The 25,151-nt window shown below is 42.3% G+C and carries 27 protein-coding genes; 12 read left to right on the plus strand and 15 right to left on the minus strand.

Features of this window, described 5'->3' with window-relative positions; translation table 11 throughout:
* Nucleotides 1–18: 18 nt before the first annotated feature.
* Complete coding sequence (locus KAU88_07470; protein ID MCK4478348.1) at nucleotides 19–423, minus strand: CoA-binding protein; 405 nt, start codon at nucleotides 421–423, stop codon at nucleotides 19–21.
* Nucleotides 424–541: 118 nt separating this feature from the next.
* Here KAU88_07470 and KAU88_07475 point away from each other — a divergent pair, with 118 nt between their 5' ends.
* Entirely contained in the window at nucleotides 542–859 is a 318-nt protein-coding gene (locus tag KAU88_07475; GenBank protein MCK4478349.1) for a zinc ribbon domain-containing protein, read from the plus strand.
* A 173-nt stretch (nucleotides 860–1,032) separates the two neighbouring features.
* Here KAU88_07475 and KAU88_07480 read toward each other — a convergent pair whose 3' ends face one another.
* From KAU88_07480 to KAU88_07490, 3 genes are all read right to left on the minus strand, one after another.
* Nucleotides 1,033–1,866, minus strand: a complete 834-nt coding sequence (locus tag KAU88_07480; protein ID MCK4478350.1) for a F420-dependent methylenetetrahydromethanopterin dehydrogenase — start codon at nucleotides 1,864–1,866, stop codon at nucleotides 1,033–1,035.
* Nucleotides 1,867–1,986: 120 nt separating this feature from the next.
* Nucleotides 1,987–2,901 (minus strand): methylenetetrahydrofolate reductase, encoded by a 915-nt coding sequence (locus KAU88_07485; GenBank protein MCK4478351.1) that lies wholly within the window; start codon nucleotides 2,899–2,901, stop codon nucleotides 1,987–1,989.
* Nucleotides 2,898–3,584, minus strand: coding sequence for a methylenetetrahydrofolate reductase C-terminal domain-containing protein (locus KAU88_07490; GenBank protein MCK4478352.1), 687 nt, complete (start codon nucleotides 3,582–3,584; stop codon nucleotides 2,898–2,900). Before KAU88_07490 ends, KAU88_07485 begins: the two co-directional genes overlap by 4 nt.
* Before the next feature lie 426 nt (nucleotides 3,585–4,010).
* Between KAU88_07490 and KAU88_07495 the strand changes: the two genes are divergently transcribed.
* From KAU88_07495 to KAU88_07515, 5 genes are all read left to right on the plus strand, one after another.
* Nucleotides 4,011–5,867: an FAD-dependent oxidoreductase gene (locus tag KAU88_07495; GenBank protein MCK4478353.1), complete on the plus strand. Its 1,857-nt coding sequence runs from the start codon at nucleotides 4,011–4,013 to the stop codon at nucleotides 5,865–5,867.
* Nucleotides 5,868–5,956: 89 nt separating this feature from the next.
* Nucleotides 5,957–7,003, plus strand: coding sequence for a Coenzyme F420 hydrogenase/dehydrogenase, beta subunit C-terminal domain (locus KAU88_07500; protein MCK4478354.1), 1,047 nt, complete (start codon nucleotides 5,957–5,959; stop codon nucleotides 7,001–7,003).
* A gap of 62 nt (nucleotides 7,004–7,065) precedes the next feature.
* Nucleotides 7,066–7,752 carry a thymidylate synthase gene (locus KAU88_07505; GenBank protein ID MCK4478355.1) on the plus strand — a complete coding sequence of 229 codons (687 nt, stop codon included), beginning with the start codon at nucleotides 7,066–7,068 and terminating at the stop codon, nucleotides 7,750–7,752.
* 246 nt (nucleotides 7,753–7,998) lie between these two features.
* A complete protein-coding gene (locus KAU88_07510) occupies nucleotides 7,999–8,955 on the plus strand; it encodes a radical SAM protein (protein ID MCK4478356.1) in 957 nt (318 codons plus the stop codon).
* Nucleotides 8,956–9,093: 138 nt separating this feature from the next.
* Nucleotides 9,094–10,935: a DUF4445 domain-containing protein gene (locus tag KAU88_07515; protein ID MCK4478357.1), complete on the plus strand. Its 1,842-nt coding sequence runs from the start codon at nucleotides 9,094–9,096 to the stop codon at nucleotides 10,933–10,935.
* A gap of 134 nt (nucleotides 10,936–11,069) precedes the next feature.
* Here the strand turns inward: KAU88_07515 and KAU88_07520 are convergent, their stop codons facing one another.
* From KAU88_07520 to KAU88_07555, 8 genes are all read right to left on the minus strand, one after another.
* Nucleotides 11,070–11,306 carry a phosphohydrolase gene (locus KAU88_07520; GenBank protein ID MCK4478358.1) on the minus strand — a complete coding sequence of 79 codons (237 nt, stop codon included), beginning with the start codon at nucleotides 11,304–11,306 and terminating at the stop codon, nucleotides 11,070–11,072.
* A 110-nt stretch (nucleotides 11,307–11,416) separates the two neighbouring features.
* Nucleotides 11,417–12,898, minus strand: a complete 1,482-nt coding sequence (locus KAU88_07525; protein MCK4478359.1) for an acetyl-CoA decarbonylase/synthase complex subunit gamma — start codon at nucleotides 12,896–12,898, stop codon at nucleotides 11,417–11,419.
* Nucleotides 12,899–12,911: 13 nt separating this feature from the next.
* Entirely contained in the window at nucleotides 12,912–14,162 is a 1,251-nt protein-coding gene (gene cdhD / locus KAU88_07530; GenBank protein ID MCK4478360.1) for a CO dehydrogenase/acetyl-CoA synthase subunit delta, read from the minus strand.
* A complete protein-coding gene (gene cdhC / locus KAU88_07535) occupies nucleotides 14,159–15,532 on the minus strand; it encodes a CO dehydrogenase/CO-methylating acetyl-CoA synthase complex subunit beta (GenBank protein ID MCK4478361.1) in 1,374 nt (457 codons plus the stop codon). Before cdhC ends, cdhD begins: the two co-directional genes overlap by 4 nt.
* 273 nt (nucleotides 15,533–15,805) lie before the next feature.
* Nucleotides 15,806–16,171 carry a hypothetical protein gene (locus KAU88_07540; GenBank protein MCK4478362.1) on the minus strand — a complete coding sequence of 122 codons (366 nt, stop codon included), beginning with the start codon at nucleotides 16,169–16,171 and terminating at the stop codon, nucleotides 15,806–15,808.
* Nucleotides 16,172–16,377: 206 nt separating this feature from the next.
* Nucleotides 16,378–17,382, minus strand: coding sequence for a hypothetical protein (locus KAU88_07545; GenBank protein MCK4478363.1), 1,005 nt, complete (start codon nucleotides 17,380–17,382; stop codon nucleotides 16,378–16,380).
* 150 nt (nucleotides 17,383–17,532) lie between these two features.
* Complete coding sequence (locus KAU88_07550) at nucleotides 17,533–17,991, minus strand: hypothetical protein (protein ID MCK4478364.1); 459 nt, start codon at nucleotides 17,989–17,991, stop codon at nucleotides 17,533–17,535.
* Nucleotides 17,992–18,001: 10 nt separating this feature from the next.
* A complete protein-coding gene (locus KAU88_07555; GenBank protein MCK4478365.1) occupies nucleotides 18,002–19,402 on the minus strand; it encodes an AAA family ATPase in 1,401 nt (466 codons plus the stop codon).
* Between the two features lie 101 nt (nucleotides 19,403–19,503).
* Here KAU88_07555 and KAU88_07560 point away from each other — a divergent pair, with 101 nt between their 5' ends.
* Nucleotides 19,504–20,094 (plus strand): hypothetical protein, encoded by a 591-nt coding sequence (locus KAU88_07560; GenBank protein MCK4478366.1) that lies wholly within the window; start codon nucleotides 19,504–19,506, stop codon nucleotides 20,092–20,094.
* Between the two features lie 529 nt (nucleotides 20,095–20,623).
* Here KAU88_07560 and KAU88_07565 read toward each other — a convergent pair.
* Together KAU88_07565 and KAU88_07570 are read right to left on the minus strand one after the other, a co-directional pair.
* On the minus strand, nucleotides 20,624–20,869 hold the full coding sequence (locus KAU88_07565; protein MCK4478367.1) for a hypothetical protein: 246 nt from the start codon (nucleotides 20,867–20,869) through the stop codon (nucleotides 20,624–20,626).
* Nucleotides 20,870–21,075: 206 nt separating this feature from the next.
* Nucleotides 21,076–21,558: a hypothetical protein gene (locus KAU88_07570; GenBank protein MCK4478368.1), complete on the minus strand. Its 483-nt coding sequence runs from the start codon at nucleotides 21,556–21,558 to the stop codon at nucleotides 21,076–21,078.
* Between the two features lie 557 nt (nucleotides 21,559–22,115).
* Here KAU88_07570 and KAU88_07575 point away from each other — a divergent pair.
* From KAU88_07575 to KAU88_07585, 3 genes are read left to right on the plus strand one after another with little or no spacing between them, the layout of a single operon-like run.
* A complete protein-coding gene (locus tag KAU88_07575) occupies nucleotides 22,116–22,511 on the plus strand; it encodes a hypothetical protein (GenBank protein MCK4478369.1) in 396 nt (131 codons plus the stop codon).
* Nucleotides 22,508–22,972: a hypothetical protein gene (locus tag KAU88_07580; GenBank protein MCK4478370.1), complete on the plus strand. Its 465-nt coding sequence runs from the start codon at nucleotides 22,508–22,510 to the stop codon at nucleotides 22,970–22,972. Before KAU88_07575 ends, KAU88_07580 begins: the two co-directional genes overlap by 4 nt.
* Nucleotides 22,962–23,327 (plus strand): hypothetical protein, encoded by a 366-nt coding sequence (locus KAU88_07585; GenBank protein MCK4478371.1) that lies wholly within the window; start codon nucleotides 22,962–22,964, stop codon nucleotides 23,325–23,327. Before KAU88_07580 ends, KAU88_07585 begins: the two co-directional genes overlap by 11 nt.
* Before the next feature lie 12 nt (nucleotides 23,328–23,339).
* On the opposite strand, the gene KAU88_07590 is transcribed toward KAU88_07585, so the two are convergent.
* On the minus strand, nucleotides 23,340–23,744 hold the full coding sequence (locus KAU88_07590; protein ID MCK4478372.1) for a hypothetical protein: 405 nt from the start codon (nucleotides 23,742–23,744) through the stop codon (nucleotides 23,340–23,342).
* Nucleotides 23,745–24,110: 366 nt separating this feature from the next.
* Here KAU88_07590 and KAU88_07595 point away from each other — a divergent pair, with 366 nt between their 5' ends.
* Nucleotides 24,111–24,815, plus strand: a complete 705-nt coding sequence (locus KAU88_07595) for a hypothetical protein (GenBank protein ID MCK4478373.1) — start codon at nucleotides 24,111–24,113, stop codon at nucleotides 24,813–24,815.
* Nucleotides 24,812–25,150, plus strand: coding sequence for a hypothetical protein (locus tag KAU88_07600; GenBank protein MCK4478374.1), 339 nt, complete (start codon nucleotides 24,812–24,814; stop codon nucleotides 25,148–25,150). The genes KAU88_07595 and KAU88_07600 overlap by 4 nt, the downstream gene beginning before the upstream one ends.
* Nucleotide 25,151 lies beyond the last annotated feature (1 nt).

Raw genomic sequence — 25,151 nt, forward strand, 5'->3', positions numbered from 1 at the left:
AGAAACATCTGTTACTTTTCAACTATTTTGTGTACTTCTCCTTTCAACCATTACGCAGACTCCATGGACGACATCCATGCCGTTCTCTTTGCAGAAGTTTATCGCTGTTTCAGATTCTGACCCTGGTTGCATCCACACTTTCTTTATCCCAAGCTTCTTGCAAGTCTTAACCACTTGCTCTGATACTTTTGGTGGAACCACCAGATTAGCAACATCTGGCTTTTCAGGCAATTCCTCAAGACTTGAATAACACTTGTCCCCTAAAATCTCACCTGCATTCGGATTCACTGGATAAACCCTATACTCAGCTTTACGCAAGTCTTCATAAACTTGGTGGCCATACTTCTCAGGGTTTCTGCTGGCGCCTAACACTGCAAAAATGTTCTTCTTAACTAGAAACTCTCTAATCAGATTCTCATCCATACCTATTCCCCCTCCGCTTATTCTACAAACTCTACCTTATAGGGATTGTATTAGCTTTGCTTTCTACATTTTAGATTTTGCTTATTTCTCTTCGGTTTCTAATTCTGATAAGACTTCTATGCAGTCTGCGACTTGCGGTGGATTCAAGAACGAGGATGATGCCGAGGTATGTAGTAAATGTGGAGCGTCTCTTCATATATCTCGCGCCGAAAGAAGACGAAGTCGAAGGGAAAGGCGTGCAGAAGATGAATGCTTTGGTTTGCCACATAGCGGCGTAATTGTAGGTCTGCTCATTGGCATAATAATAATACTTTGGGAGCTTTCCCAACTGCCTGGGCTGCTGCCTGCAGATTTTGAGTTTTGGCCATGTATAATAGTCATTTTTGGTGTATTGATTGTCCCTGGGGTTTTGTACGGCTTTACCCGCAGACAATAACCTACCCTTCTTTTTCTGTTTTTTGCCGGACGCCTGCAACCGTTTTGCGCGCAAAAGAAATATTATTCGAATCTCCCAGCTTCGACAAAAAGAAAATCCAAAAGCCATTTTGATAAACTGTGGCGGCAAGAATGGACATTCCTCAGAAAATTTTGTATTCTTCTTTGCTTCCCTCACTTTGGTGGAAACATTAATTTATCTTTCGTCTTGAGTCTACCATCCTTAGCATGAGGCGTTCTTAACAGCGTGTCAGCATATTTTTCGATTTCCCTAGCCTCTTCAGCTAAATTGGCACTCGCTTGAACGATTTCGTGTGCACACGCGACAAGGGGGATATACTTTTCCTTGTCTTTCTCGATAAAGCACGCTCGAATATTGATTTCAGCAACTTTCTTTAGTAATTCATAGGCAGCCATCGCCTTGGCCTTCGCATACGGATTTTTGAAGCTTTGAGAGTCTCGAACACTATCGGTGTCAATTATTAACCTCGGCATAGAAAGGCTTGATCCGGTCTTTAGAGCTGAGATTAACTTGTCGATTTCTTTGAATACTAACCTGAAAATCCCGGTGCTTGCAAGAACTTTAATCACATTTGCGTTGAAAATCGCCATCTCTATTGGGTCGAGAAATTCTTTTCGTGCGCCAATGAGCGGATCGCCCATGATTATTGCGTAGCCTAATCCTTGTGCTTCCATCTCAGTTTTTACACGTTTTCCAGGTCCATCCGTGAAAACAATGGCAGGTACTTTCTTCTTTGATAAAACCTCTCTGGCTTTGGTCGGTCCAGGCGCGGACGTGTTTGGTGAAACGAAGAGCACAATGTCAGGGGTGAATTCAAAGATTTTTTTTATGGCATCTTCAATGGCTTCAACGTTCATTTTGGAACCAGTTGTCACTGTTCGCACTGTTATGTCTTTGCGGTCAGCTAATTCATCAAGAAGTAGTTCTAGTAGTGGGGCTGTTCCGATATTGCCACATTTAAAAACTCCTATCTTAACTTTGTTCAAGCAAACCCCAGCTTAATCAAGCTTATTCTATGGTCTATATAATATATATTGTTAAAGGCAACGTTAGAATTGCGACTATTCTTTTCTTGCTTGACGCTTCCTTGGAAATATTGCTGTTCGCTAGAGTCCAGCGCGTTCCATTATCTTTGGAACAATCCATTCAAAACCAATTGCCATGGTATGTATACCCGCAGCATTAGTTGTTTTCCTAATTTGCCTCAACATTTCTCCAAAAATATCAATGTTCACCTCGTACACCGCCTGTTTTCCGCCAGTCTTTTTAGCCTTGCGAATGGTCTCTTGAATTTCCTCCGGAACTTTTACACCTGGCACAAATTTGACCATCCACTTCATCATAGAAACAGATTTAAACGGAGCAATGCCGATAAGTATCGGAGTGTTTAGATAAGAAGCAGCATCTAAGAAGTTCTTAGCCTGCTCAACGCTGTAGACACATTGAGTTTGAATAAAATCTACTCCCAGCTTTACTTTTCTTTCGATTTTCAGAAGCTCAGGTTCTAACGGATCTGCATTTGGGGCCGCAGCGATGCCGATGTTGAATTTCGGGGGTTTTTCGATTTCGTTGTTGTTTAGGTCTACGCCTTCATCCATCATTTTTCTTAGCATGTATACGAAGGTAGCTGAGTCTAGGTCGAAAACTGGTTTGGCTTGAGGGGTATCGCCGACTGTTGTGTGGTCGCCTGTCAGGGCCAAGATGTTTTTTATTCCCAAAGCTCCAGCAGCCAGTACATCTGAAATTAAAGCCAAGCGGTTTCGATCTCGAGTTGTCATCTGATAGACAGCCTCCACTCCAGCCTCTTTTTGAATCATATAAGAGGGCACAAGTGCGTTCATGTAGCCAAATGCTGTGGGGTTATCAGTAATATTTATAGCAACCACGTGATCTTTCAAAACTTTTGCCCCTTCAATGACTTCGTTGAGACTTGTGGTTTTAACTGGCTCAAGCTCGCCTGTAAAAACGAATTTGCCAGCGTTTATTTGCCTCATTAACTCGCCATATGCCTCTCTCGTCATTCTGTTGCCTCCTCTTCTTCTGTTTCGCCACCGAGTTCGCGGGGATGCTCTGAAACTTGATAATCTCTTGGAGGTCTAAACTTTGTAAATAGCTCCAGACAGTTTCGCTCTTTCAAGCGGTTGTATATGAGAATCCACGCACAGTCATTCTTCCATCCGCCTACTTCACATTTGCCTTTTGTTTGTCCTCCACAGGGGCCGTTTAGTAGGCTTTTTGCGCATCGAGTTAAGGGACATATACCGCCTGTTTCGAAGAGGATGCAGTCGCCGCATGCTCTGCACATTTCATAGAATTTGTCTACTTTGGTGTCGTGCATCCCGAGGAATTTTGTGTCGTTTGCTGGGATAATCAGCTTCGTTTTGTAGAGGTCTGCGAGAGTTTGAACTCCAACTCCACAGCCTAGGCAAACAACTGCGTCATAGTCTTCTATTAAGGGATTAAGGGCTGTTGAGGTGATCTGTCGGTCGCATTGACGTAGAATGGATATAGCCTTCACGTTAGGTGCTTCTTCTCCTTTCACTTTTCGCTCCATTTCCAACAAAGACTTTAACACCTCTGCTTGTCTCTTGCCTCCTGCTTGAATTACGGAAGCGCATCCATCACAGCCTACGATTAGAAGACTCCCGAGGGTTTTCGTCATTTCAAAAATTTCTTTTAGCGGCTTTTGCTGAACTATAATCAACTAAGAGTCACTCCTTAGAGAAAATCAGTGAAAGCTGAATCAGTGATATAAAAATTCCTATAAGAGAACGCTGGGCATGCTTTTTGTGGTTTGTACGCAAGTTTAATATTGCTGTTTCCTTTCCTTTTAGCATTCTCTCTAAGACTAAAAATCCAATAACCAATGTAGGAGGACTTTGTTACGGCTACCATTTCTAAAACGCTTGATGAAAAATATCCCCCTTGCCGTAAAGCTTGCCCAGCTGGAATAAACGTTCAAGCCTACATCGCACTTATTGCTCAAGGAAAACTCAAAGAAGCCCTAGGAATTATCAGGAAATCTATTCCTTTTCCATCTGTTTGCGGCAGAGTTTGCTTCAGTCCTTGCGAAGATGCGTGTACTCGAAAAGACATTGACGAACCGCTCAGAATTCGTGCCCTTAAACGTTTGGTTGCTGACTACGAGTTTACTTCAGGGATTAGAGAAAAACCAAAGCCAGTACCAAAAACCCATAGCGAAAAAATCGCTATCATAGGCTCGGGGCCAGCAGGGCTTACTGCTGCCTACGAGCTGGCTAAAATTGGATATCCAGTAACAGTTTTTGAAAGTGCGTCAAAGCCTGGGGGTAGTTTAAGATTCTGCATCCCGGAGTATAGGTTGCCTGAAATGGTGTTGGATGCTGAAATTGACTATATTAGGGAAACTGGAGTGGAAATTCGCGTTGACACAACGATTGGTAAAGATATGACCATTGACGAAATTAAAAGACAAGGATACGACGCAATTTTCATAGCTGCAGGCGCTCACCACTGTATCAGCATAAACCTAGAAGGCGAAGAATTAGATGGCGTCTTTCATGCTCTCGATTTCCTAAAAGAAGTGCATGTTGGGAACCGTGTTGAGCTCGGAAGTAGAATTGCTGTTATAGGGGGTGGAAACGTTGCCATCGACGCTGCTCGGACAGTTAGACGCCTTGGCCCAAATGAAGTGACGATAATTTATAGAAGGTCAGAAAAGGAGATGCCTGCCCATCAAAAAGAGGTTGAAGAGGCAAAACTGGAAGGCGTAAAGCTCCATTTTCTCGCAGCGCCTAAAAAAATTCTTGGAAAAGATGGCAAGGTCATTGGAATAGAATGCACCAGGACTGCTCTGGGACTACCAGATGAAAGCGGTCGTAGGCGTCCTGTACCAGTAAAAGGCTCAGAATTTGTCGTTCCAGTTGACTCCGTGCTGCTTGCCATTGGTGAAATGCCTGACATTTCTTTCTTGCCCAAAGAAATCGAAGTGGCGAGAGGAAACAGAGTTATTGTAGACGAAGTTACGCTTGAAACAAAATCGCCCGGTGTATTTGCTGGCGGCGACACTGTCACTGGCCCCGCCTCTGTTATTGAAGCCATCGCTGCTGGTAAAAAAGCAGCAGTGTCTATTGACCGCTATATAAGAGGAGTTGACCTCAAGGCTGGGAGGACAAATGAGGTTCCTGAGATGACATGGGTTTCAGAGAAAAGCGTTTTGAAGAAAAAGCCGAGACAAACAATGCGTTGTCTAGCACCTGAGGAGCGAGTGAGTTGCTTTGAAGAGGTTGAATTAGGTTTGATACTTGATGCTGGACTGTTAGAAGCCCGTAGATGTCTCTTCTGTGGTCCCTGCTCAGAATGTTTAGAGATGGAAGAACTTTGCGAAGCAGATGACGCACTTGTAGATGAGGACAGATGCATCGCCTGCGCCAACTGCGAGAAAGTATGTGAATATGGCGCGATAAAAGTGGAAAAGTCTGTCGCAAAAGTGAACTTAATCCTGTGTAAGGGATGTGGGACGTGCGTTGTAGAATGTCCAGCAGAAGCGATCACCATGCAGAACTTTTCTGATGAGAAAATTTCAGCCCAAATAAAAGACGCTGCAACCTCATGGGCAACTAAAAAGGGACCTCAAACCTTAGCTTTTGTTTGCAACTGGTCCTACAACGCAAACGGGTTTGAATGGCCACAAAACACTCATGTTGTCCCAGTAAAATGCAGCGGCAGAGTTGACCCCCTACATGTCCTCCACGCTTTCATGCTTGGTGCCGATGGAGTTCTAGTTATAAGTTGTGACTCTAAAGATTGTCATTACGTTTTTGGAGGCTCCACTGCTGAGAAACGCGTCAAACAAATGAAAGAGTGGCTTCAAGCTGTGGGAATCGAGTCTGGAAGGCTACAGATGGAACGGTCTTCGGTGGGCAACGAAAAGCATCTCAGCGAAGTTCTCAAAAGTTTTGCAGCCAAACTGGAAAGCATTGGATCAACTCCACTTAAAGAAGCTTGAGAAAAAAAGGAGCCACAAAAAATTTCTTGCCTCTCCGAGAAATTTATGTAGATCCTGCCTTAAACAATAACACTCCTTAAGGGTTGAACATGCAGACTCGTAAGTTGGGCTTCGAGGAATCTTTAAAGAAAGATGTGGTTTCTAGTCGCCAATGTGTAGGCTGCGCCACTTGCGTAGTAGTATGTCCCTTCAACTGCTTGGATTATAACGAAGGACAACCGAGACTAGTGAAAAAATGTGAAACCTGCGGCATTTGCCCTCAAGTCTGCCCAAAATATGATTGGTCGTGGTCTAAGGCAGAAGAATTTGTATTTGAAAGACAAAAGGGGGAAAGTGAAGAGTTTGGCATCTATCGCCGTCTTATTCTAGCTCAAGCAACTGATAAGAAAGTATTAGAAAAGTGTCAGGACGGAGGTGCTGTCACTGCCATTCTTATTTACGCCTTGCGAGACGGCATAATTGAAGGAGTAGCCCTTTCAGGACTCGCAGCACACAAGCCTCTTTATCCCATGCCTAAACTGGCGACAACTCCGAAAGAAGTTTTGGAAAACGCCGGAACCCGCTACTCTTACTCGCCAAACATGTTAGCGCTGCAAGAAGGAGTGAAACAGAAAAAGAAGAGTTTGGCTTTTGTAGGCACTCCATGTCAGATTCAAGCAATTCGGAAAATACAGATGCTTCCCCTAAAGAAGTATTCCAACCCGCTACAATTCACTGTTGGATTAATGTGCACAGAAAGTTTCACGTACGACGGGTTTTTTGAAAAGCATCTCAAAGAAAACATGGGTCTCGACCTGAGCAACATTGAAAAGATGAACATTAAAGGGAAAGTTCTTGTCTCTCTGAAATCAGGCGAAGTAAAGAGTGTTTCCTTGTCTGAGGCAAAGCAGTATACTAGGGAGAGCTGCCATCTTTGCAGCGACTTCAGCGCCGAACTAGCAGACATTTCCGCTGGTGGCTTAGGACTTAGTGGCTGGACATTCGTAATTCTTCGAACTGAAAAAGGCAAAAAGATTTTTGACGGCGCGGTGGAAGCTGGAATGCTGAGAACAAGAGCGGTGGACGAGGAGCCTTTTGCGCTGACTCTCTTGACTAGGCTTTCAAAGAAGAAGCGAAAAAATTCTCCGAGAAGTTGACGCTTTTTCCTCCCTTTGGTGGCTGCAAAACGGTTTTAACCCAAAACATCCATTCTTAACGTATGAAGCACGTCTTGATAAAGGCATTTGACCTCCCCAGCGCTTGGTATCGGGCAGTAAATCTAGTCTATCGAGAAGGGGACACGTTTAGGGTTGAAAGAGGTTCCGAGATCTCCCTAACAAAGAAACTGTCAGTTACCCTTGAAATAGCTCACCCAGAGCATCGACCTTTGATCGATGAGAAGGCTCCGTGCGACATAAAATATGTTGAACAGGTTTACCTATCTTACCTCTTCCTCCCAGAAAAAAGCCCCGAAGAAAGCTACACCTACGGAGAAAGACTGAGGAAACCCGTTGATCAAATAGAGGAAGTCATAAAGAAATACAAAGAATTCAAAAGTGACAGACAAAACACCATGGTGCTGAGGCTACCCCAAGACCTAAACCTAGAGGCCCCGCCCTGTCTAACTATAATTGACACGGAAGTATCCGATGATCAACTACACTTCTTCCCCTACTTCCGATCTTGGGACTGCTATGCAGGTTTACCAGCCAATCTAGCTGGGATACAGATTCTAAAGGAACACATGGCCAAAGAAATAGGCGTAAAAACAGGTAAAACAGTCACCTACTCAAAAAATCTTCACCTTTACGAGAGACAACTGAAGTTTGCTGAAGAACTGTTGATTAGAAAAATCGAATCCAAAAAGTGGTGGGAAGAGATACAAGCAAAACCAAGCACAAGATAGCTTTGATAAGTGACATCACAGAAGACGCGCATTATCTTCATTACCTTTACGAGGGTTTTGCCTCATTTGAAATTTTGGAAGCAAAATCTCCTTTCTTATTCTCAGCCTTTAAAAGAGGCGTACGCTACGGGCACAAATTAAGTTCTGAAAGAGGACCAGCAACATACATTAATTTATTTTAAGGTGACAAATATAGAAAAGACTGAGAAAAACTCTTTCAGCCTATAACATGTGGAAGTGGTTGATTTGGAAAGCATAGCTTTCGGTCCTGTTCCGTCAAGACGTCTAGGCCGAAGCTTGGGAATAAATAATATCCCGGCAAAGACTTGCTCTTACTCATGCGTTTACTGCCAGTTAGGAAAAACCGTAAACATGTCAATAGAAAGGCACCCGTTCTATAAGCCGGAAGACATTTTCAAAAAAGTTAAAAGAAAAGTTGCTGAAGCAACTTCAAGGAACGAAAAGATTGATTATCTGACCTTTGTTCCGGATGGAGAACCAACTTTAGACCTTAGCCTAGGCAGGGAAATACCCTTGCTAAAGCAAATCGAGATTCCGATAGCTGTTTTAACAAATGCCTCGCTAATTTGGTCGGATGACGTAAAGGAAGATTTGCTGGAGGCAAACTTGGTCTCTTTAAAGGTAGACACCGTCAGCGAAGATTTATGGAGAAGAATAAACAGACCTCATAAGAATCTAAGACTAAATATCATTTTAGAAGGGATAACGGAGTTTGCAAAAGAGTTTAAAGGAACAATTATCAGTGAAACAATGCTTATAGATGGCGTGAATTATGGAGACGAATTTGAAAAGATAGCAGAGTTTCTGAAAAAATTGAAAAGGTTGGATAAGGCGTATATTGCCATTCCAACAAGACCGCTAACAGAAAAGTGGGCTAAGCCAGCTGAGGAAGAAATCGTAAACACTGCTTTTCAAGTGTTCTCCGAGAAACTTGGCGTCAACAGAGTTGAGTACTTGATAGGTTACGAGGGCAACGCCTTCGCCTTCACTGGAAAAGTTGAAGAAGACTTACTGAGCATAACGGCGGTGCATCCCATGCGTGAAACGGCAGTTATTGAGTTTTTGAGGAAGGCTGGTGCGGACTGTCGTGTCATTGAGACACTCTTACAGGAGGGTAAGCTTATAGAGCTTGAATATGAGGGAAACAGATACTACATGAGAAAAATTCCAAGCAGAGAGTAAAATCTCTCAGATAACCGGGGGTAATTACAGGACTGAGAGCGTTTATGAGCACGTAAGTAGTATATGTTGAATGGAGACAAGTAATTGAAGAAGCATGGGTGACAGACTTGACAATATTATACTTGCGGAGTTTAGGAAATGGGTGACCTTGTAAGAATAGTCTTTAATCCGATGGACAAGGTGATTGAGGTAGAGGGAGGGACGATACTGCTCGATGCGATCAGAGAGGCGGGTATAGACATTAGAAGCATATGTGGCGGCGAAGGCGAATGTGGAACATGCAAGGTGATTCTTAACAAAGGTGAAGTCTCCGATGTGTCAACTAAATATACAAAGTGGCTATCTCCTCAGGAAATATCTGAAAGCTACCGTCTTGCTTGTCAAACGCGCGTCCTAAGCGACTGTGAGTTTACTATCCCTGTTGAAAGTCGAATTGCCAACCCTAAAATACTTCTCAGTGCAGAAATGACCATTGATAAACTGGATCCTGCGTCAAAGAAATATCTGGTGTCCTTACTGCCTATCCGAGATGATGAACATCGACAAATCAGACTTCATGACTACTCGGGTCTAAGCCCAAAGGTGAGCGACGAAATCTATAACAAGCTTCTTTTAATGAGAGAACCGATAACCGCGACTTTGAGTATGATGAAGACTCCTGAGATTATCAACGTTGAGTCAGGCGACAGAACCAGTTCAAACTATGGTCTTGCCATCGACATTGGAACCACGACAATCGTCGCTCTCCTCGTTGACTTGTCAAGTGGGGAGATTCTAGGCAGAGCCTCGGGGTTGAACAAGCAGATCACTTACGGTGAAACACTCATCACGAGAATTGCTTTTTCACGTAAAGCCGAGAGTGGATTGCACAAGCTCCAGCAAGCGGTAGTCCGAACCATAAATGATCTTGTGAACAGGCTTACACTAAGCGCTGAAATCAAGAAAGAAGAAATCACAAGCGTTTCTGCGGGCGGAAACACCGTTATGAATCACCTCTTAGCAGGGGTGAACGTAGACTACCTTTGGTATGTGGATGCAAACGACAAAGTTCCTAGGACCCCAGTCATCAAAAAAGCAAAGGAACTCGGACTCAACACAAATCTGGAAGCTTATGTTTACTGCCTTCCCAACGTGAGCCGATTCTTGGGAGGAGACGCAGTCGGTGACGTAGTAGCCTCTGGTATGCACGAATCTGGCGAAACCTCTCTTTTAGTTGACATGGGAACAAATGGGGAAATTATCTTCGGGAACAAGGATTGGCTCGTATCATGCTCCGTCGCATCTGGTCCCGCCTTCGAAGGGGCAGGCACCAGATTTGGGATGCGGGCTATGCACGGCGCAATAGAACATGTTAGAATCGACCTTGAATCCCTCGAGGCGGAATACACGGTCATCGGGAACAAGCGTCCAATGGGAATCTGCGGATCAGGCATAATCGACGCCGCAGCAGAGATGTTTCGTGTCGGCATCCTTGATTTCAGTGGAAAGATCGTCGTGGGACGAGCGGCGCTCGTTAGAAAAGGGAGAGACGGATTGGAGTATGTCATAGCTCCTGCAGAGAAGACGACGATTGGCCGAGACATAGTAATAACGCAGCGAGATATGGATTATATCATGGACTCGAAAGCCGCCTCCTGCGGAGGAATAATGGTTTTGATGAGGAAATTTAACCTCTCCATCTACGACGTTAAGAACTTTTACCTTGCAGGAGCTTTCGGGGCGTATACTAATTTGGAGAACGCAACAAAGCTTGGGGTTTTCCCTGAGTTCCCGAATGCAAAGATACGCTCAATTGGAAATGGTTCACTTTCAGGCGCGTACGCTACACTCTTGTCGATGAAGAAGCAAAACCACGCGAATACTATAGCACAGAATATGCTGTACATAGATCTTCTTGCAGATGTCGTGTTCGCGGAAACGTACTCTGAGTCGATTTACATCCCGGGTCCTAAGGAACTCTTCCCAAGCTATAACCCCTAGCGTACGTAGCGTTAAGGGCCTAAAGAGGCACTATTTAACGTCAAAAATCTCGCTTCGTGCTTTATTTCAGGAATCTGGAAAAGGAAAGCGGTTCGATTTTATGATACACGCGCAGGTGTCTCAAAAACCTCTTGTTAACGCTTCATACACTTGATTATTTCTCTGCATTTGTCCGCGTACTCACACCAGTCTAGGCACGACTGCTCCTTTTCGGGTCTACCAGATTCTTTGTTGCATGTGTCGCATATCCCAACATCTTCGTCGCTCCAAATCTCCACCGTTCCACTGCAGTTAGGGCATTTAATATATTCGGGGACAGGTCTAACAAACTTCCTTATGCCCGGACAAGTTTTGAAGCTTTTCCTAAACAAAAAATCCTCGCTTCTCTAATGGTAATGTGCGCGCATTGCCTTGCATTGTGTACTCATCATGGGAGCTTTTTGAAAAAGACGATAGATTACTCTCAAACATCTTTTTGTTTCTACTCCTCTTCTTCCTCTTTTGGGGGCCACTTCTCTTCCAGAAGTTTCGCTATTCCAGACGAATCTCTTGGACCTACCATAACATGCCAACCAGGCAAACCAACGTTCTTCAATTCGTCTTCCGTCTCTCCGCTTAGCCTAGCAGCCATACCGGGTATAATTAGGTACTTATGTTTAACCTTCTCTGCTACGCCTGACTTCTTAACCGCCTCTGCAATTGATTCTGCCGTGAGGTATCTCCCGGCTACGGCGCTTTCAACGCTGATTCCTTCGGTGTCGGCAACAATTAGATAGCAGTCTGTCCCAAATTTCTTAATGTCAGACTCGACGGTGAAGTACGTTAAGGCGTAATTGGTGGTCAGCATCACCGGCGACATTTCATCAGGCTTCCCAAATGTATACAACTGTGAGTCAACTGAAACCGGCTTTCTGGGGTCTGTGTAGATGTTAAACCTCCATATGACAGTTGGTAATTGAACCCATCCATCGAGGCTATGCATTATTAATATGTCGGCGTATCTGGAGATTAGCATAGAAGCAATGTATGCTTCCTCCCACGCCAGCATCTCCTTTGAATCCTTCTCGCCAGACCAAACTGTGATGGGCGTCCCAATAAGCGGGAAACCGAATAGCTCATCCCCGCCTTTACACGCATTTCTTCTCACCATAGTGAAGTTGTTGACGGTGTCCGATAATCCCTCACCAGGGAGTGTCCCAGGGTCGAGCACCAAATCCTCAACCCCATACTCGATCATGGTCTGCGATAGAGACCTCAGAAGGCCGAGGTCGTTCGGGGCAAAGATGGTTAATGGACAGCTGTACATCAGCGCCAGATCAGCCATTTCTCTCCAATTGTCCTTGGTTGCCGCATAAATTAGTGGCCTCCTACCTGAAGCCGCGACCAGTCCAGCCTCCATAACACTAGGGTTGAACGCGCATAGAACCAGCGGCAGGTCTGTGACTTTGGCAACGTTTTCAACGGCTGACTTGAAAGTTGCCGGGTCATTTGATGTTGACCTGACGGCTATCATATCAAGATTAAGATCCCTTCCTATGTAATTATACAAGAAGTTCTCAACCTTCCTCACTCTGTCTGTGAGCTCTTCCTCTTCGGAGAATCTACGCTGCATCGGCAGCTCATCGGTTACATCGAAGGCTAGTGCCACTGGGTTGTGGTAAGTGAACTCGTGGCGATACATGACAAGTTTGCCGCCTATTTTGACCGCGTGCTCTCCCGTGCCGATAGTGATCTTCTTAATCACTGGCGCTAGTATCTCTTGGAGTTTCTTGTACGACTTTTCGTGCTCCTTTTTCAGGATCGGGGGGCACTTTTCCAAGGAAGCCTCTCTATTAACCAGTTTGGCCGCGAAGGCTATGCAGTTTAGTTCTCCACACTCTTTACAGTTTGTTCTAGGAAGCAGCATGTACACATCGATGGGGCTGAGTTTCGTTGCAGCCTTCTTAATTTCCCTCTCGGTCATGTTCATCTCTTCCCTATATTCTTGTATTGACCCAGTTAGCTATTTTTTCGGGCTTAGCCTTACCCCTAGTCATCAACTGCTGTATGACCTTTCTCATGGTCCTGATGGCGTCCGGGTGCATCATCATGAACACATCAACCCCAGCTAGGAGTAGAGCCAGCGCGGTTGTAGTCTCCCATAATGGTCCCCTGAGTCTCCTCGGCTCCCACTCAGGGCCCAACTTCAGCCAAGCCTCTCTTGCAGCCCAAGCGTTCGTTGTTCCGGCTAGGACTGGGTACTGAAGCTCTGAGTCTCCCATTAGCGCTGCCATCCTAGCGCGCTCGTGGATGGTGAATGAGTACTCAAGTCCGTAGCCTAGGGCTGCCGTCGTGAGGTCCATTAGTATGTTATCTTCGGATATGTAATCGTAGAGTTTCCTGTTCAGCTCCTTAGCTCGGTTCAAGTCTAAGGCTGTGAATCCCAAGACTAATTGTCCATGTTTCCCGGCTGCCTTCGCCACGCCTTCGAGGACACCAGCTTCGTCCATGTCCAACGTAAGGGAGCTGAGCAAAACCCTCTCGCCTTCAGCCATCTCGGCAACCTTAGTGAAAACCTCGGCATCCTTCTTTGGATCACCGCAGCCTCCAATGATGAGGGGGACATCCACTGCTTGCAGCACCTCCTCTACAGTTTTCACAGCCTCGGATGGTGGTGTGTCCTTAATAAGCGGGTCTATGCTCAGCAGATGCACTGTGACCACGTCTACTCCCCACTTGTCAACTGCCATCTTGGCCCACGCAGCCGTGTCCTCCCAAACCTCCTCGACATGTATTCTTATCGCCTTCGGAAGCGTCACCTTCATGTCGAATGTGTCTACGGCAATGGCGGGTAGGTGTGGCGGGGTCTTCTCGAATAGGTAGAATGCAGGGGTTGTTGCGCCTCCGATCGCTATGGTTTTGCCGCGACTACCTCCCTCACTCTTGGTAGCCCCAAGCGTTACCTCTCTAATCTGTCCAGGATATTCTTGGACAAAAGGAGTGAAGGAGGCTTCCAAGATCTTTGTGGGCTTCACTTTTGGCGGTGCGAGTGCGGATGGAGTGGGTGGTACAGCAGCTCTCAGTTTGGCAGAGGCTAAAACCGATGGCTGAAGGATAAGTTCTCCTATAGTTAGCTCCACATCCTCTAGCTCAATTTCACTTTCACCCTCCAAACCCAGAAGCTTCAGTAGCTCAGCAAGTTCGGTGGCAGCCTTTTTCTCCTTCTCTTCTTCTCCCAAGGTTTTCACCTCTCCACTCTTCGAATGATAACTTTCTTAGCATAGATCTTTGCGTCTTTGAGAATGATCTGGAACCCTCCAGCGGCAGTGGGTATTCCAGGAAGAGGAATCTCTGGTACCGCAACTTCCACTTCCTCCGCTTCGGGTGCCACTTCAACTGGTAAAGCCTTCCATCGTTCGACAACTGGATGCTCCATCTTCTCAAGAAAGGCCTTCAATTCATCAATTGACTTTGTCTCGTTTTCTGTGGCTATTTTATCGACTACACCTTTTGGTACGAAGTCTTTGACGCGTTCCTTGACGCTGGATGGCATCCAAACTATACGGTTCCAACCTCCGTCAATCTGGAGAAACTTTGGGGATCTCATATATTCGATGGATAGTCCGTGGAAGCCGTCTACTTGCCGCCCTCCAGCCGTTGAGTCTGCCATGGTTGAGAAGGGTAATCCATTCACTGTTCTTTCGCTGAAACCTCTGTGAACGATTCCCATGCCATCCACCTCAGGGATGTAGAAGGCTATACCCTCGAAGCATCCACAAGATGTGTGAGGATAATCAAAGGCTGTGTAAAGCCAAACTCGTGTGATTTCTCCCATCGTCCTTTCTTTTACAGCTTGGTTAGCCCCTGACCATTCACCCTTGAAAGCATCGAGGCACTCGCCTCTTTCGATCTTGAAGATCGGGCCCTTTGGGTCCACTCGTGCTGCAGCTCTGCCGTCGAACCAGCTGATGGCTCCGCAGTTAGCGTACCTTTGAGGTGTGATCACGCAGCAGTGAGTTGGAGCAAAGGACTGGCATAAAGTGCATCCATAAAATTCCTCGACATCCTCATCCTTTAAACCTCTGGCTTTAGCATCTCTAGAATCATAGATCTTAATCGCCTTTTCCATCATTTCTTTCACTTTTTCGGGTTCCGTAACGAAGGTTGTCTGTATCTTTTCGATGAATGGTAGATCGCTTTTGAACAGTCTATGCAAGACTTTCCCTATCAATTCGAAGTTGTTTAATCCCTTTTCGAAGGATTTTTTGCTTAGTCTCAGCCATATGTCGTATCTCTGATTCAAGTGCATGAATCCCTCAATGTAGTTGCAGAATTCGTGGACTCTTCTTTCTATAACGCCTTCAAGTTCTTCTTCAACTTCCTTTCCTGCGACATCGATCCAGATTCCACAGGGGTAGCTGCCTCCAAGCTCTAAGTCCTTGAGGTCTGGTCCTATCACTGTTATTTTTTCATCTTCGATTTCATCCATTGGCCTGCATTTTACAATCTCAAATTTCGATTCTACTTTTGGGCCTCCAAGTTCAACGTGCATTTTGTTTCTTCGAATTCTTTCTCCTTCGTATATCACTCCAACGTCTACTGGAATGTCTTCAAACATGGACATTTTTTAACTCGCCTCCTAACTTACTTATTATCGTTTCAAAACTTTCATTCCAATCTTTAACCAACCTCTATATCCTCCCCTTTTTTATGTGTTGCTGAAGTCGCAGCTTCGAGCTTGTTCTTCTGTGGAGTCCATGAAAACTGTTCTAACGTTAGAGAAAAAAGAAGGGGTTAGTTAGCATTGCTGTGCCAAATCAACTCTATCAGCCGATCCGTCTTATTCCCCTCTGCAAGAGTTCTCTCAGTTTCTCTAAGAGCCTCTTCCCACCTAAAGCTTCTGTGCTCCTTTGGATGCCTGTATACGTCTTCTTATCCACTGTTTTCTGTCAATCCATGCTCTTTGTGACGCATTCAAAACTTTTTTGTAGGCTTGTTCTATGGGTATTTGGAATCGGTTTATTTCATTCCGTAAGTCTTCAATGTAAACGAATTTGGTTAGGTAAATCCAAGTGTAAACTACGTCGCGGTGTCTCATTATTTTTGAAAGTAAAGGGATATTCGGATCATCCTGTACTAAGTAGCGTTGCCGTACCCATTCCTTCGTAAAGAAAGAGCGTAGATGGTTAGGCGTGAAACTCTCCCAGTTAAGAACGTCAGCCTTGCAACCCAATCTTTCAGTTTTTGCCAGAACCACTTTTTACCTATAGGCTTCCCAGCGATTTTCTTCCATTTATTCTTTCTTTGCAAAACATACCCGTTAGGCTGCCTTTCAAGTTTCATAAACTCTTTAGCAACTTCCCATTCAAGTGGCAGGGGATAGAGACATTTGTCTTTGCTGTCATTAACGTAGATTATGCCTTCGTCTAATAGGAAGTGCTCGTATCTTGCGTGTCGAATCTCTTATAGAGTTGAAATGAGAATGAAAATCAAGGGGATGAGAGCCAATATAATAAAAACTGCTATTCCAAGGATTTGCTTCTTAATTTGCTCTTTCGACATCACGGCAAAGTAGAAGCATATGTAGGAAGGAACTACAATATACGTAAAGATTAGTGAAGCGGGTATATTTATTCTGCCAAATAAGGTAAACAGATAAATTATCATGAAGAGTACTAAAGAGAGATTTGAGGCTATCAAATCCCATCTACTGTAAGTTACCTTCTGCTTACGAGAATTCTTCTGATTCCCAAAAATACTGAAAATCCCAAAAAGTGTGTTACTGACTATCAAGTTAACTAAAAGAAACTCTGGAAAAGATAATGAAGAACGATAGGGTAGGAATTTTTGGATTGCTATTAAGAATGTGGGAACAAAAACAAAGAGTGACAGGTGAATTCTTAATCTTTCAGCTAGTTTTTCTTTAGGATTCAACATCAAAGTAGCTCCAAGAAGATAATAGCATCCAATAATTGGAATCAAGAACTGCAGAATAGCAATAGATAAAGCGTTATCACTTCTTCCAATAGCAAAGGCTATTTCTTCGGTTTTAATGTACTCAATGGGAATTAAACCATTATCTGTTTTCCATAAATCCTTTAAAGAGTAAGCTTTAGACCCAGTAAAGAAAGCTTGATGCCCCTCAGATGACAGAGTGAAATTATGGTTAATAAAATATACATCATATACTTCAAAACGCAAATTATAAGAATCAAAAGGAAAATGTTCACCCATCCCCTCTAAGAGCCACGTTGTCTGCTCAGACTCTCCTTGATAATACCATGTGCTAACCATATGTGCTCCTGTATTGTTGCACCAAATAATCGTGTCTCCAGCACCAATGACCCATACACCTACTCTCGATTCATTATAAGGAAAGTTACTAATACACACAATTATCTTTAGATCTACAGTTTTCTGTGACTGATCTATGTCCAAAATGTGAATGATTAACCTTACCTTAGCCAAATCATCATTTTCAACTTGGGCATAGACAAAGGAAAATAAAAGCAGTAAAGGGACTAAGACCACGATTGAAGTTAGGACGATCCTTGTAAAATCGCTTCTTTTGGGCATAAATTGTATTATAGTAATGATCTTAATGTAAATGTTAGGCTTCTAACAGTATTCTTGTACGTATGTTTGAGCATCAACTATCTGAATGTTTTCACTACTCAGCATTCTGGCAAAGTTCTCAGTTTGGTCAGGGTCATTGGATATAAGCAGAACTTGATGTCTATTGTTTCCCTTAGCTTCGATAGCTAGACCATATAGAAATCTGTCTTTCCTAGAAACTCTAAATACTGGTTGATGTCTACTTGCATTTTTGTCGTTTATGTCCTTAACAAGAACTTCATCATATACACTTCTTAGAAAAGGTTGAGCTTTCATCGATAGCCTCTTAGCAATCGCACCTATGTAATGCTTCTGGAGTCGAGTAGATTTGATGATGTACTGATGTTCTCTCCTTATCTTTTCAAATTCTGGGCAATTATCACCTTTCACCCTTGAAATTGCAATATCTAGGAATACATTTGCATCTAACAGGACTCTAGCATTCCTATAATGATGTGGCAAACTTCATCCTCTAAAGTGCGCTAGAAACCATTTTCTTCTCTGCTTTTACTATACTTGGTACAAAGCCCTTTACTCTTCCATCAGAAAGTACGGTTAGTCTTTCAATTGATGATCCTTTTTGGCTCTTCCTCAGATGATATACAGATAATTCATTCTTTGTTAAACTATATCCTAAAGCTTTCTCTGAGAAAAGTGGCTTAAATGCTGTCAGAAAATCCCCACTATGAGAAGTCACAATAATCTGCTTCTGCAATCTTTTCGCATGAGCAAAAAGCTTTGGGAGTTCTAGTTGAAGATTCAAATGTAGACTTATTTCAGGTTCTTCTATTGCAATAGTGCTGTCAAGTTTTGAGTGGAATATCTGAGTTAAGACTACAAGTATCTGTTTTGACCCATGTCCAGCAAAAACTATGTCGTTGTTGGCGTCCATAATTGGATCCTTGAATGTTGCTTTAACACGATTGTTTCCTACATAACCCGCATGCAATTTGTCCAAACCAAAAGTTCTAGCCCACTCAGTCACATAGTCTCGTGACCTTTCTAACTCCACATTGCCAAATATCAGAGACAATACCCTTACTAAATCCTCTCCTTCAACACCAACCCACTCAGCCTTTCCCGCAGTATCTGTTAATAAACGAGGAGTTGCTCTTGTCGGACGTAGAATAAAATATTTGTTTATCATCTCTCTTATTATTCTAACTAGATCTCTCGAAAATCTATTGTAAACATTTGTTGTTTGTCGCACTTCATCCGTTGGTTTCCCACTTTTTGAAAAACTGAAAGTATTGTCAATCAACAAAGACCTTGGATCACCAGTGCATTCTACTCTACCAGCAACTTTTTTGTTCGGCACATAAACATGATTTCTATGTGTACCTTTTTGTGATACGAACTCAACCCTTTCTAATGTTTCATCATTCAGCAGTAGGGTTTGCTTTGTCTCAAAAGGCTGGTTTTTCCTAGATTGTCTGAAGGATAGTTCATATCCAATTTCTTTGAATTTTATTGGAAATGGGAGATACTCCTTTATTACTTTAAAATCCGAATAAATAAGATTGTTAATGAGTTCTTCAGAAGTTAGATTAATCCCGAGTCCAATTGTAATCCATTCTTCTTCATTGTTATTAGACACAATGTCCGTATAAGAGCCAAAGTCAACAGGAGATTTGAATGGGTCTTGTCCAAGTCTCATCATATATCCCATCCCCTGCCTTAAAAGTTGAATTGCTTCAAGAACACTTGATTTCCCAGAGCCATTTTCACCGTAAATCACAGTAATAGGAGCTAGTTCTAATTTGACGTCTTTCAAACATCGAAAGTTTTTGATTTCTATTCTCGAAAGAAACATAATTGTCAATAAGGCTAGGACTAGATAAAATTTTGTTATAGAGGAATTGTTGATTATCATTTCGACGCATCAACATCTAGTAAATCACTATAGTTGAAATGCGGAAAAGTTATAGCATAACTAAAGGAACTAGTTGAACTTGGAAGAGGTAGATTTTTGCATTGAATGGTGATTTACTTATTCTCCTCCTAGGTGGAATCATTGCCATTTTGTCTTCGGTTGTAACCTATTATCTAAACTATATTCTTAGAATAAAAGAGCAAAGTATTTCCAGAGAGTTTACAATGCGAAAAGAGGCAAGACACTTTTTTCAAACTTTGTACGGTATCGTTAGTCGTCTAACTGATTTTATGAGATCTTATACTGAAGAAGATATTGACAAACCTTTAATGCTATCTAAAGTGGGCTATAAGAGAGTCTTACGAGAAGAAATAGTCAAAGAGTACAAGAATGCATACAAGGAGGGAATTGAACTTTGGTCAAAAGCTGCCAAGGAGGGTTTTGAAATCTTTCTACCTCCAGATTTAGCTGATGAATTGGCTGTCTTCTGGGCTTTTGCTAGTTTTCTCAAAAGGCAAAATAATTGGAAAGAAGTAGAAAAGGAACTACCGATTTTCGTTATGCGCTCAGAAAGGATTATGGATATGATTGAAGAGTCACTGGGTCTGAAAAGAAGAACAACAATGAAAAGACCGAAATGGTTAAGATGGAGGCAAATACGTTCTATTATTAAGGGTGAAAAAGCTGCCTGAAGAAAAAAAGAAAAAAGGTCCTTATTTTGCCAAAGAAACTGCTGTAAAAACAAGAAAAGTCTCCACAATACGTAAGGGACTTGTTAGAACCTCTGATGTTTCCAAATATCTGAAGACATTAGAAAGGCGTGCAAGTCAAAAGAAGAAAGAAACGTAAAATAAAACATCTACTCTTTAGAGCGAGAAGAAAAGAGAAGCTACTTTTCAAGATTTTATGGCTTGTGGAAGAAACTTCTAAATCATACATTCAAGAGAGCTTTCTTTTGCATTTTGGACAAGCCGCAGGATATTCTTTCATACTGACTCCGCACAGAAAGCATATACAAATGTTGCACTGGAGACAATGCCAATTAGCTCCAGTGATTCTTCGTCTACAAAGATAACAAGGCTTGGTTAGACACGTATCAGACATAGTGTCCTTTTTTCAGAAGAGGGTATTTAGAGACTTTGAAGCAACGACAAATGGCAAAGCAGAGAGAAGAGTGAAAGTTCCAAGTTCCAGAAGCCATGCATGCATTGAGAAGACGTACTAAATCACCTTTTTTTCACGTAGCTTATTTTCTAACTCGAAGATTTGTTGTCTCAAAGCGTAGATTTCATCCTCATCAGAATAAAGCCACCATGCCATTAACACGTTTAGAAATGTGAAAAGTATAGGCGCTAAAAAGAAGATAGAGAGGTATGTTTCGTTCCATACGCTATTAGGTATAAAGGACAATCCGACAAGTTCTGCGAAGAAAACTGCAAGGTAAATGAGAAATGCTAAAACACGCATTATCTTACATCCTCAATTCTGAAAGGTTCGTTTAACTTTTTATGTTTATTGGCGGCGTACATCCTTGAGCGTTGTAACAGGACCCTATGTATGCATGCACAACATAGAAGCGAGAAATGCAATGGATGTGCTTTTCTAGGTTAGTAGTGGAGACATCTCCCGCATTCTCTCCATTTTTTATGTGCTTGCATTTAGACGAATAGAATTTACTTGTTTGGAAAAAGAGCATTTAATACCTTTATCATTCTTCTATATGCTTGAAAAGCTATCTCTTCTATTAGTTCATTCTGTATGATTCTCCAGTATGTGAAGTCGAACGGTTCATAACGAACGGGTTTACGCTGCTCAAGATAGTCCAAAACAGAGAACTCCTCCAATATTTTGCCCTTTGTATCTCTTTTTGAGAATGTTTTTTCCTCAATCGTCTTTCTTTTATCTGGTTCAACAAACTGAAGAAGCTTACGAATATCTCTAAGCATTATCCTATTTGCCCAAATTTCTAGCTCTGGTTCTCGCGGTGTGAGTGTCCCTGGCTGTTTTATTTCAAAAGGATTACCAATATATAGCGGATGAGCGACAATTTCGTTTCGAGTTTTTCTCAACCAATCCGCATCTCTGAGCAAGCTAGTACACTTATCGTTTGTTCTTCTTAGTTCCTCAATGACCTTCTTGAAGCTAAATTTCTTCACTTCTATCTCCCAATATGTTTGTTCCCAATCTTCTGAAAGGAAAATCAAAGTATGCTTAAGCGTAAGCTCGGCTGCAATTGCAGAGCAAATGATGCAGCTTCTGAAACATCCATATATAAAGGAACTCTTTGCTTCTTCACAATAATCAGCTATTCGAAAGGTAGAAAAATCAGGCAATTTTAAAGATGCTAATCTATTAAGTCGGGACGCTCTCAAAGTTTTCTCATGTTCGTTGTTCTTACGGAAAATCACACCGTTGCGTAAAGGTGAACTCTCACCGTTCAAGTTTCGTATACACTTCCATTATTAAGACACAATCCCCTGTTGGTATAAGTTTTGTGAGTTGCCAAGTTTTTCCTGAAGTTGAAATTCTTTGTTTGTTTAAGGGATTTTTGGGAATATCCGTAGATTTTCGTGTGTTCTTTTATGAACTCCACAAAAAAAGAAGGGGTTGAAGGGCGGATACTATTAAGTCTGTTGACCAACCTAAAAACTGAATTACGAGTTCAGAAACTTAAAACCTAATAAGTTGTTTCACTTTACATAGTGTGAAAGTTATGACAAATAGTGAAAAAGAAAATAAGGCGAAGCTCTCAAAAGAAGAAGTGAAGAATTTAGTTGAGATGCTTAGGTATCTGATGGATGCATATGGTTTTTTTGCTGAGAAGCTGGGAAAAATCCAAAAGTCTCATAAAGAAGCTTTTGATTCCATGTTTTCACTTGAATCTGCTGAAAAACTACCAGAAATGATGAGCATGATGGTTGAAAAAGCCCCTGAAATGGGTAAACTATATACTAGCATATTTATTAGAATGATGACCGTCATGCCTAGGATAAATAAGCTAATGACCTTATCAGCAGATGAAAAAATAAAGTTGGGGGAAAGCCTCAAAACTTTGGCTAAAGACCTTGATAAGTTGCTAGAATGGATTGATAAGATGGAAGAAAAATGATGTTAGAAATCCAAGAATTGGAAAAACCGTTTAAGAAAGTCTCACATGGGTTAATGGCAGGCAACATTAGGCTACTGGAAACTGGTATAACCCATCCTTTTATAATACTAAATGATAGAACCAAACTTCTAGCTAGAATTTTATCAGATAGAACACCATGGTTGATCAAAACTGAAAAAACTATCCGCAATTTCAGTGAAATCATATATGGGATTAGAGGGATAGAAGGTCTTTATCTTAATATGAGGGAAGTTTACAACCGCACACCATCTGGATATATTACCGAGATTAGAGTGATTATTCCCGAAAGCAACCGAGATATTGAATGTGCGATATATGACGCTTTTGGAGAGCTTTTAAGAAAATCTCGCCCATTATTATTTGATCTTCACATAATCAAACTTAGAGGTCGGAAGCAAGAAGAAGCTACTCCTGAAGGATTTTGGCGATATGAATGTTGATTCCCATCTTTTGAAAGCGGATCGAAATAAGACATTCTTACATAAATTTTTGATGGGAATCATTGATAAGTGTCCAGATTGGGTTTCTATTGTGGCTTTCTATTGTGCCCTTCATTTTATAGAAGCTTTTCTAAAGAAAAACCACGGTTTAGATTTTAAACATCACGAAGAGAGACATACATTTCTGAGTCACAGTGTTCCCAAAAGAATTTTCTCGGCTTACTATCGCCTTTACGATTATGCGTTTAATTCGAGATACAAAGCGTTAAAAGATGCTCCCACTTGTGATGAAGCAAATTCATCAGTTCAATTTGATCTTGCTGATGTAGAGAGTTTTGTTAGGGCAAATATTTAGTCTACGGTATCTTTAGGGTATACCGCTATAGACTTGAACTTCTTTTTCTTCCTTTAAGGCGTAAAAAATCGGATTCGTTAAACTCATAAAACGGTCTTCCAGTTCAACCAAAGGCACATCATCCCGCAAAGCCAACGCGAAGAGCGCTGACATTGGTAACTCAACTTTCTCGTGCCTAGCCCAATCCATTTCAACGCTGTACGCTGGAAAAATCTCAGGTGTAGCATTGCGTTTTAAGTGGACAAGAACAACGTCGTCGTTCATAGCAATTATTCGGTCTTTCAAGTTGAAAACGTGTGGTTGCTTCAAGATTTCTTTTTTGCTTACGAAGACAGAAATGAAATCTTGTGGGATAGTGACTTGTTTGGCTTTTATAACGTTGACGTGGTTGCGGTTGAACAGTTTTGGAAACTTCACTTTTTACGCCCCTTCTTACGCTTCTTCTTCTTGAGGTGTATCTTAGGTTTCCTTTGTGCAATTTGCCTAGCTTTACCAAAGTCACCTTTCAGAACAGCTTTTCGCATATCGCTGTTTCTTTTCGACCTAAAACTAGAATACTTCCTTTGATACTTTTTTTGATTATTTTTACTCTTGTAAGGCATGCGTTCTCATTAGGTTTGATACCAAACCTTTATTAAACAGTTTCGGTAGTGGTTACTTGGTTTGATACCAAACCCAAAAAGGTAACTAAGAATTGAAGGAAAAATCCGTGGACAAGACAAAGTTCAGGTCGAAGACGTGGCATCACCGCCTTCCCGACGGCAAGCTCGTAAGGTGCAAACCATGACTGAACATTCTGAGAAAATCACCCTTGAGAAGAAGCTCACGATAGAAAGACCTTTCACGACAGAGCCAAAAACACGAAGGAAAAACCGCAAGCTAGGAATAGTGAAGAGACGAGTTATTGAGCTACGGGAAAGCTTCTTTCCAACTGTAAGAGTGCCATATGTAGCAGTTGTACGCCGCATGAAACAGATGTGTCTATGTGACTGTAAGACAATTTTGAATTATTTGGGACGTACTGACACAGTAACAAAGACTGTGATAGACCACACGGTTAAGTATGAGAAATCAGGACAGCTTATTCCAAAGAAGCACACGTTTAGGCGTACTTTACATGAGCAAGAAGGGTACATAGCTGTTCTTGAGCAAGGCCATCTTGAGAAAGATGGGAATGGTTCTGTTTCGGTTGTGTGGAATCATCAGGTACAGACTGATTTTTTGCGCGTATTGGGCAACAATAATGAATTGGTGTGTGGTTCAAAGAACTTTTCTCTCTCTCCTTTAGGGGAAGGAAACGAAGAGGCTGGGGAGAGTTTGGTTGACAGGGATATGTCTACTACTATAAGAGAATATAATAATAATAATAATCTCATAGGGGGAGAGAGAAAAAAGTCCAAAGATAGTGAAGGTGAAAGTGAAAGTAATCGGCTTTCTGATGAAGAAAACATGATTCTTGAAGCTGCCAAAAAGGAGGCTTCAACGTGAGTAGGCAGGTTGTTCGTAAGAAGCCTTATTTCGGTTTGGACTTCACTGAGGTTCTTAAGCTAAGTGTGAAAGTTCCAGTCACCACAACTATAGATCGCAGGTCTAAGCTTGCTTTCACTGGTATCTTGGTCTTAGATTTTCACAAGAATTCGTATAGGTATGATAATGAGGCTGTTCTCGCTGTGTGGAGCTACAGCTACCCAGTTGTGAAGGCACGTTCTAGTAACCGCAATTATGGCCGTTCTGAAATTATCCTTCCTCTCAGTTGTGAAGTGCGCGATTTCCTTATGGCTTGTGCGTGCGAGGTTGATGCGCATCTTAAAGGTGTGAAGTAAT

This window comes from Candidatus Bathyarchaeota archaeon (genome assembly GCA_023131225.1).
GTDB lineage: Archaea > Thermoproteota > Bathyarchaeia > Bathyarchaeales > SOJC01 > JAGLZW01.

Coding starts and splice junctions, on each gene's coding strand:
- KAU88_07470 (MCK4478348.1), bottom strand. CDS start 423: ATGGATGAGAATCTGATTAGAGAGTTTCTAGTTAAGAAGAACATTTTT.
- KAU88_07475 (MCK4478349.1), top strand. CDS start 542: ATGCAGTCTGCGACTTGCGGTGGATTCAAGAACGAGGATGATGCCGAG.
- KAU88_07485 (MCK4478351.1), bottom strand. CDS start 2,901: ATGACGAGAGAGGCATATGGCGAGTTAATGAGGCAAATAAACGCTGGC.
- KAU88_07500 (MCK4478354.1), top strand. CDS start 5,957: ATGCAGACTCGTAAGTTGGGCTTCGAGGAATCTTTAAAGAAAGATGTG.
- KAU88_07505 (MCK4478355.1), top strand. CDS start 7,066: ATGAAGCACGTCTTGATAAAGGCATTTGACCTCCCCAGCGCTTGGTAT.
- KAU88_07515 (MCK4478357.1), top strand. CDS start 9,094: ATGGGTGACCTTGTAAGAATAGTCTTTAATCCGATGGACAAGGTGATT.
- KAU88_07525 (MCK4478359.1), bottom strand. CDS start 12,898: ATGACCGAGAGGGAAATTAAGAAGGCTGCAACGAAACTCAGCCCCATC.
- cdhC (MCK4478361.1), bottom strand. CDS start 15,532: ATGTTTGAAGACATTCCAGTAGACGTTGGAGTGATATACGAAGGAGAA.
- KAU88_07555 (MCK4478365.1), bottom strand. CDS start 19,402: ATGATAATCAACAATTCCTCTATAACAAAATTTTATCTAGTCCTAGCC.
- KAU88_07565 (MCK4478367.1), bottom strand. CDS start 20,869: ATGCGTGTTTTAGCATTTCTCATTTACCTTGCAGTTTTCTTCGCAGAA.
- KAU88_07575 (MCK4478369.1), top strand. CDS start 22,116: ATGACAAATAGTGAAAAAGAAAATAAGGCGAAGCTCTCAAAAGAAGAA.
- KAU88_07580 (MCK4478370.1), top strand. CDS start 22,508: ATGATGTTAGAAATCCAAGAATTGGAAAAACCGTTTAAGAAAGTCTCA.
- KAU88_07585 (MCK4478371.1), top strand. CDS start 22,962: ATGAATGTTGATTCCCATCTTTTGAAAGCGGATCGAAATAAGACATTC.
- KAU88_07595 (MCK4478373.1), top strand. CDS start 24,111: ATGACTGAACATTCTGAGAAAATCACCCTTGAGAAGAAGCTCACGATA.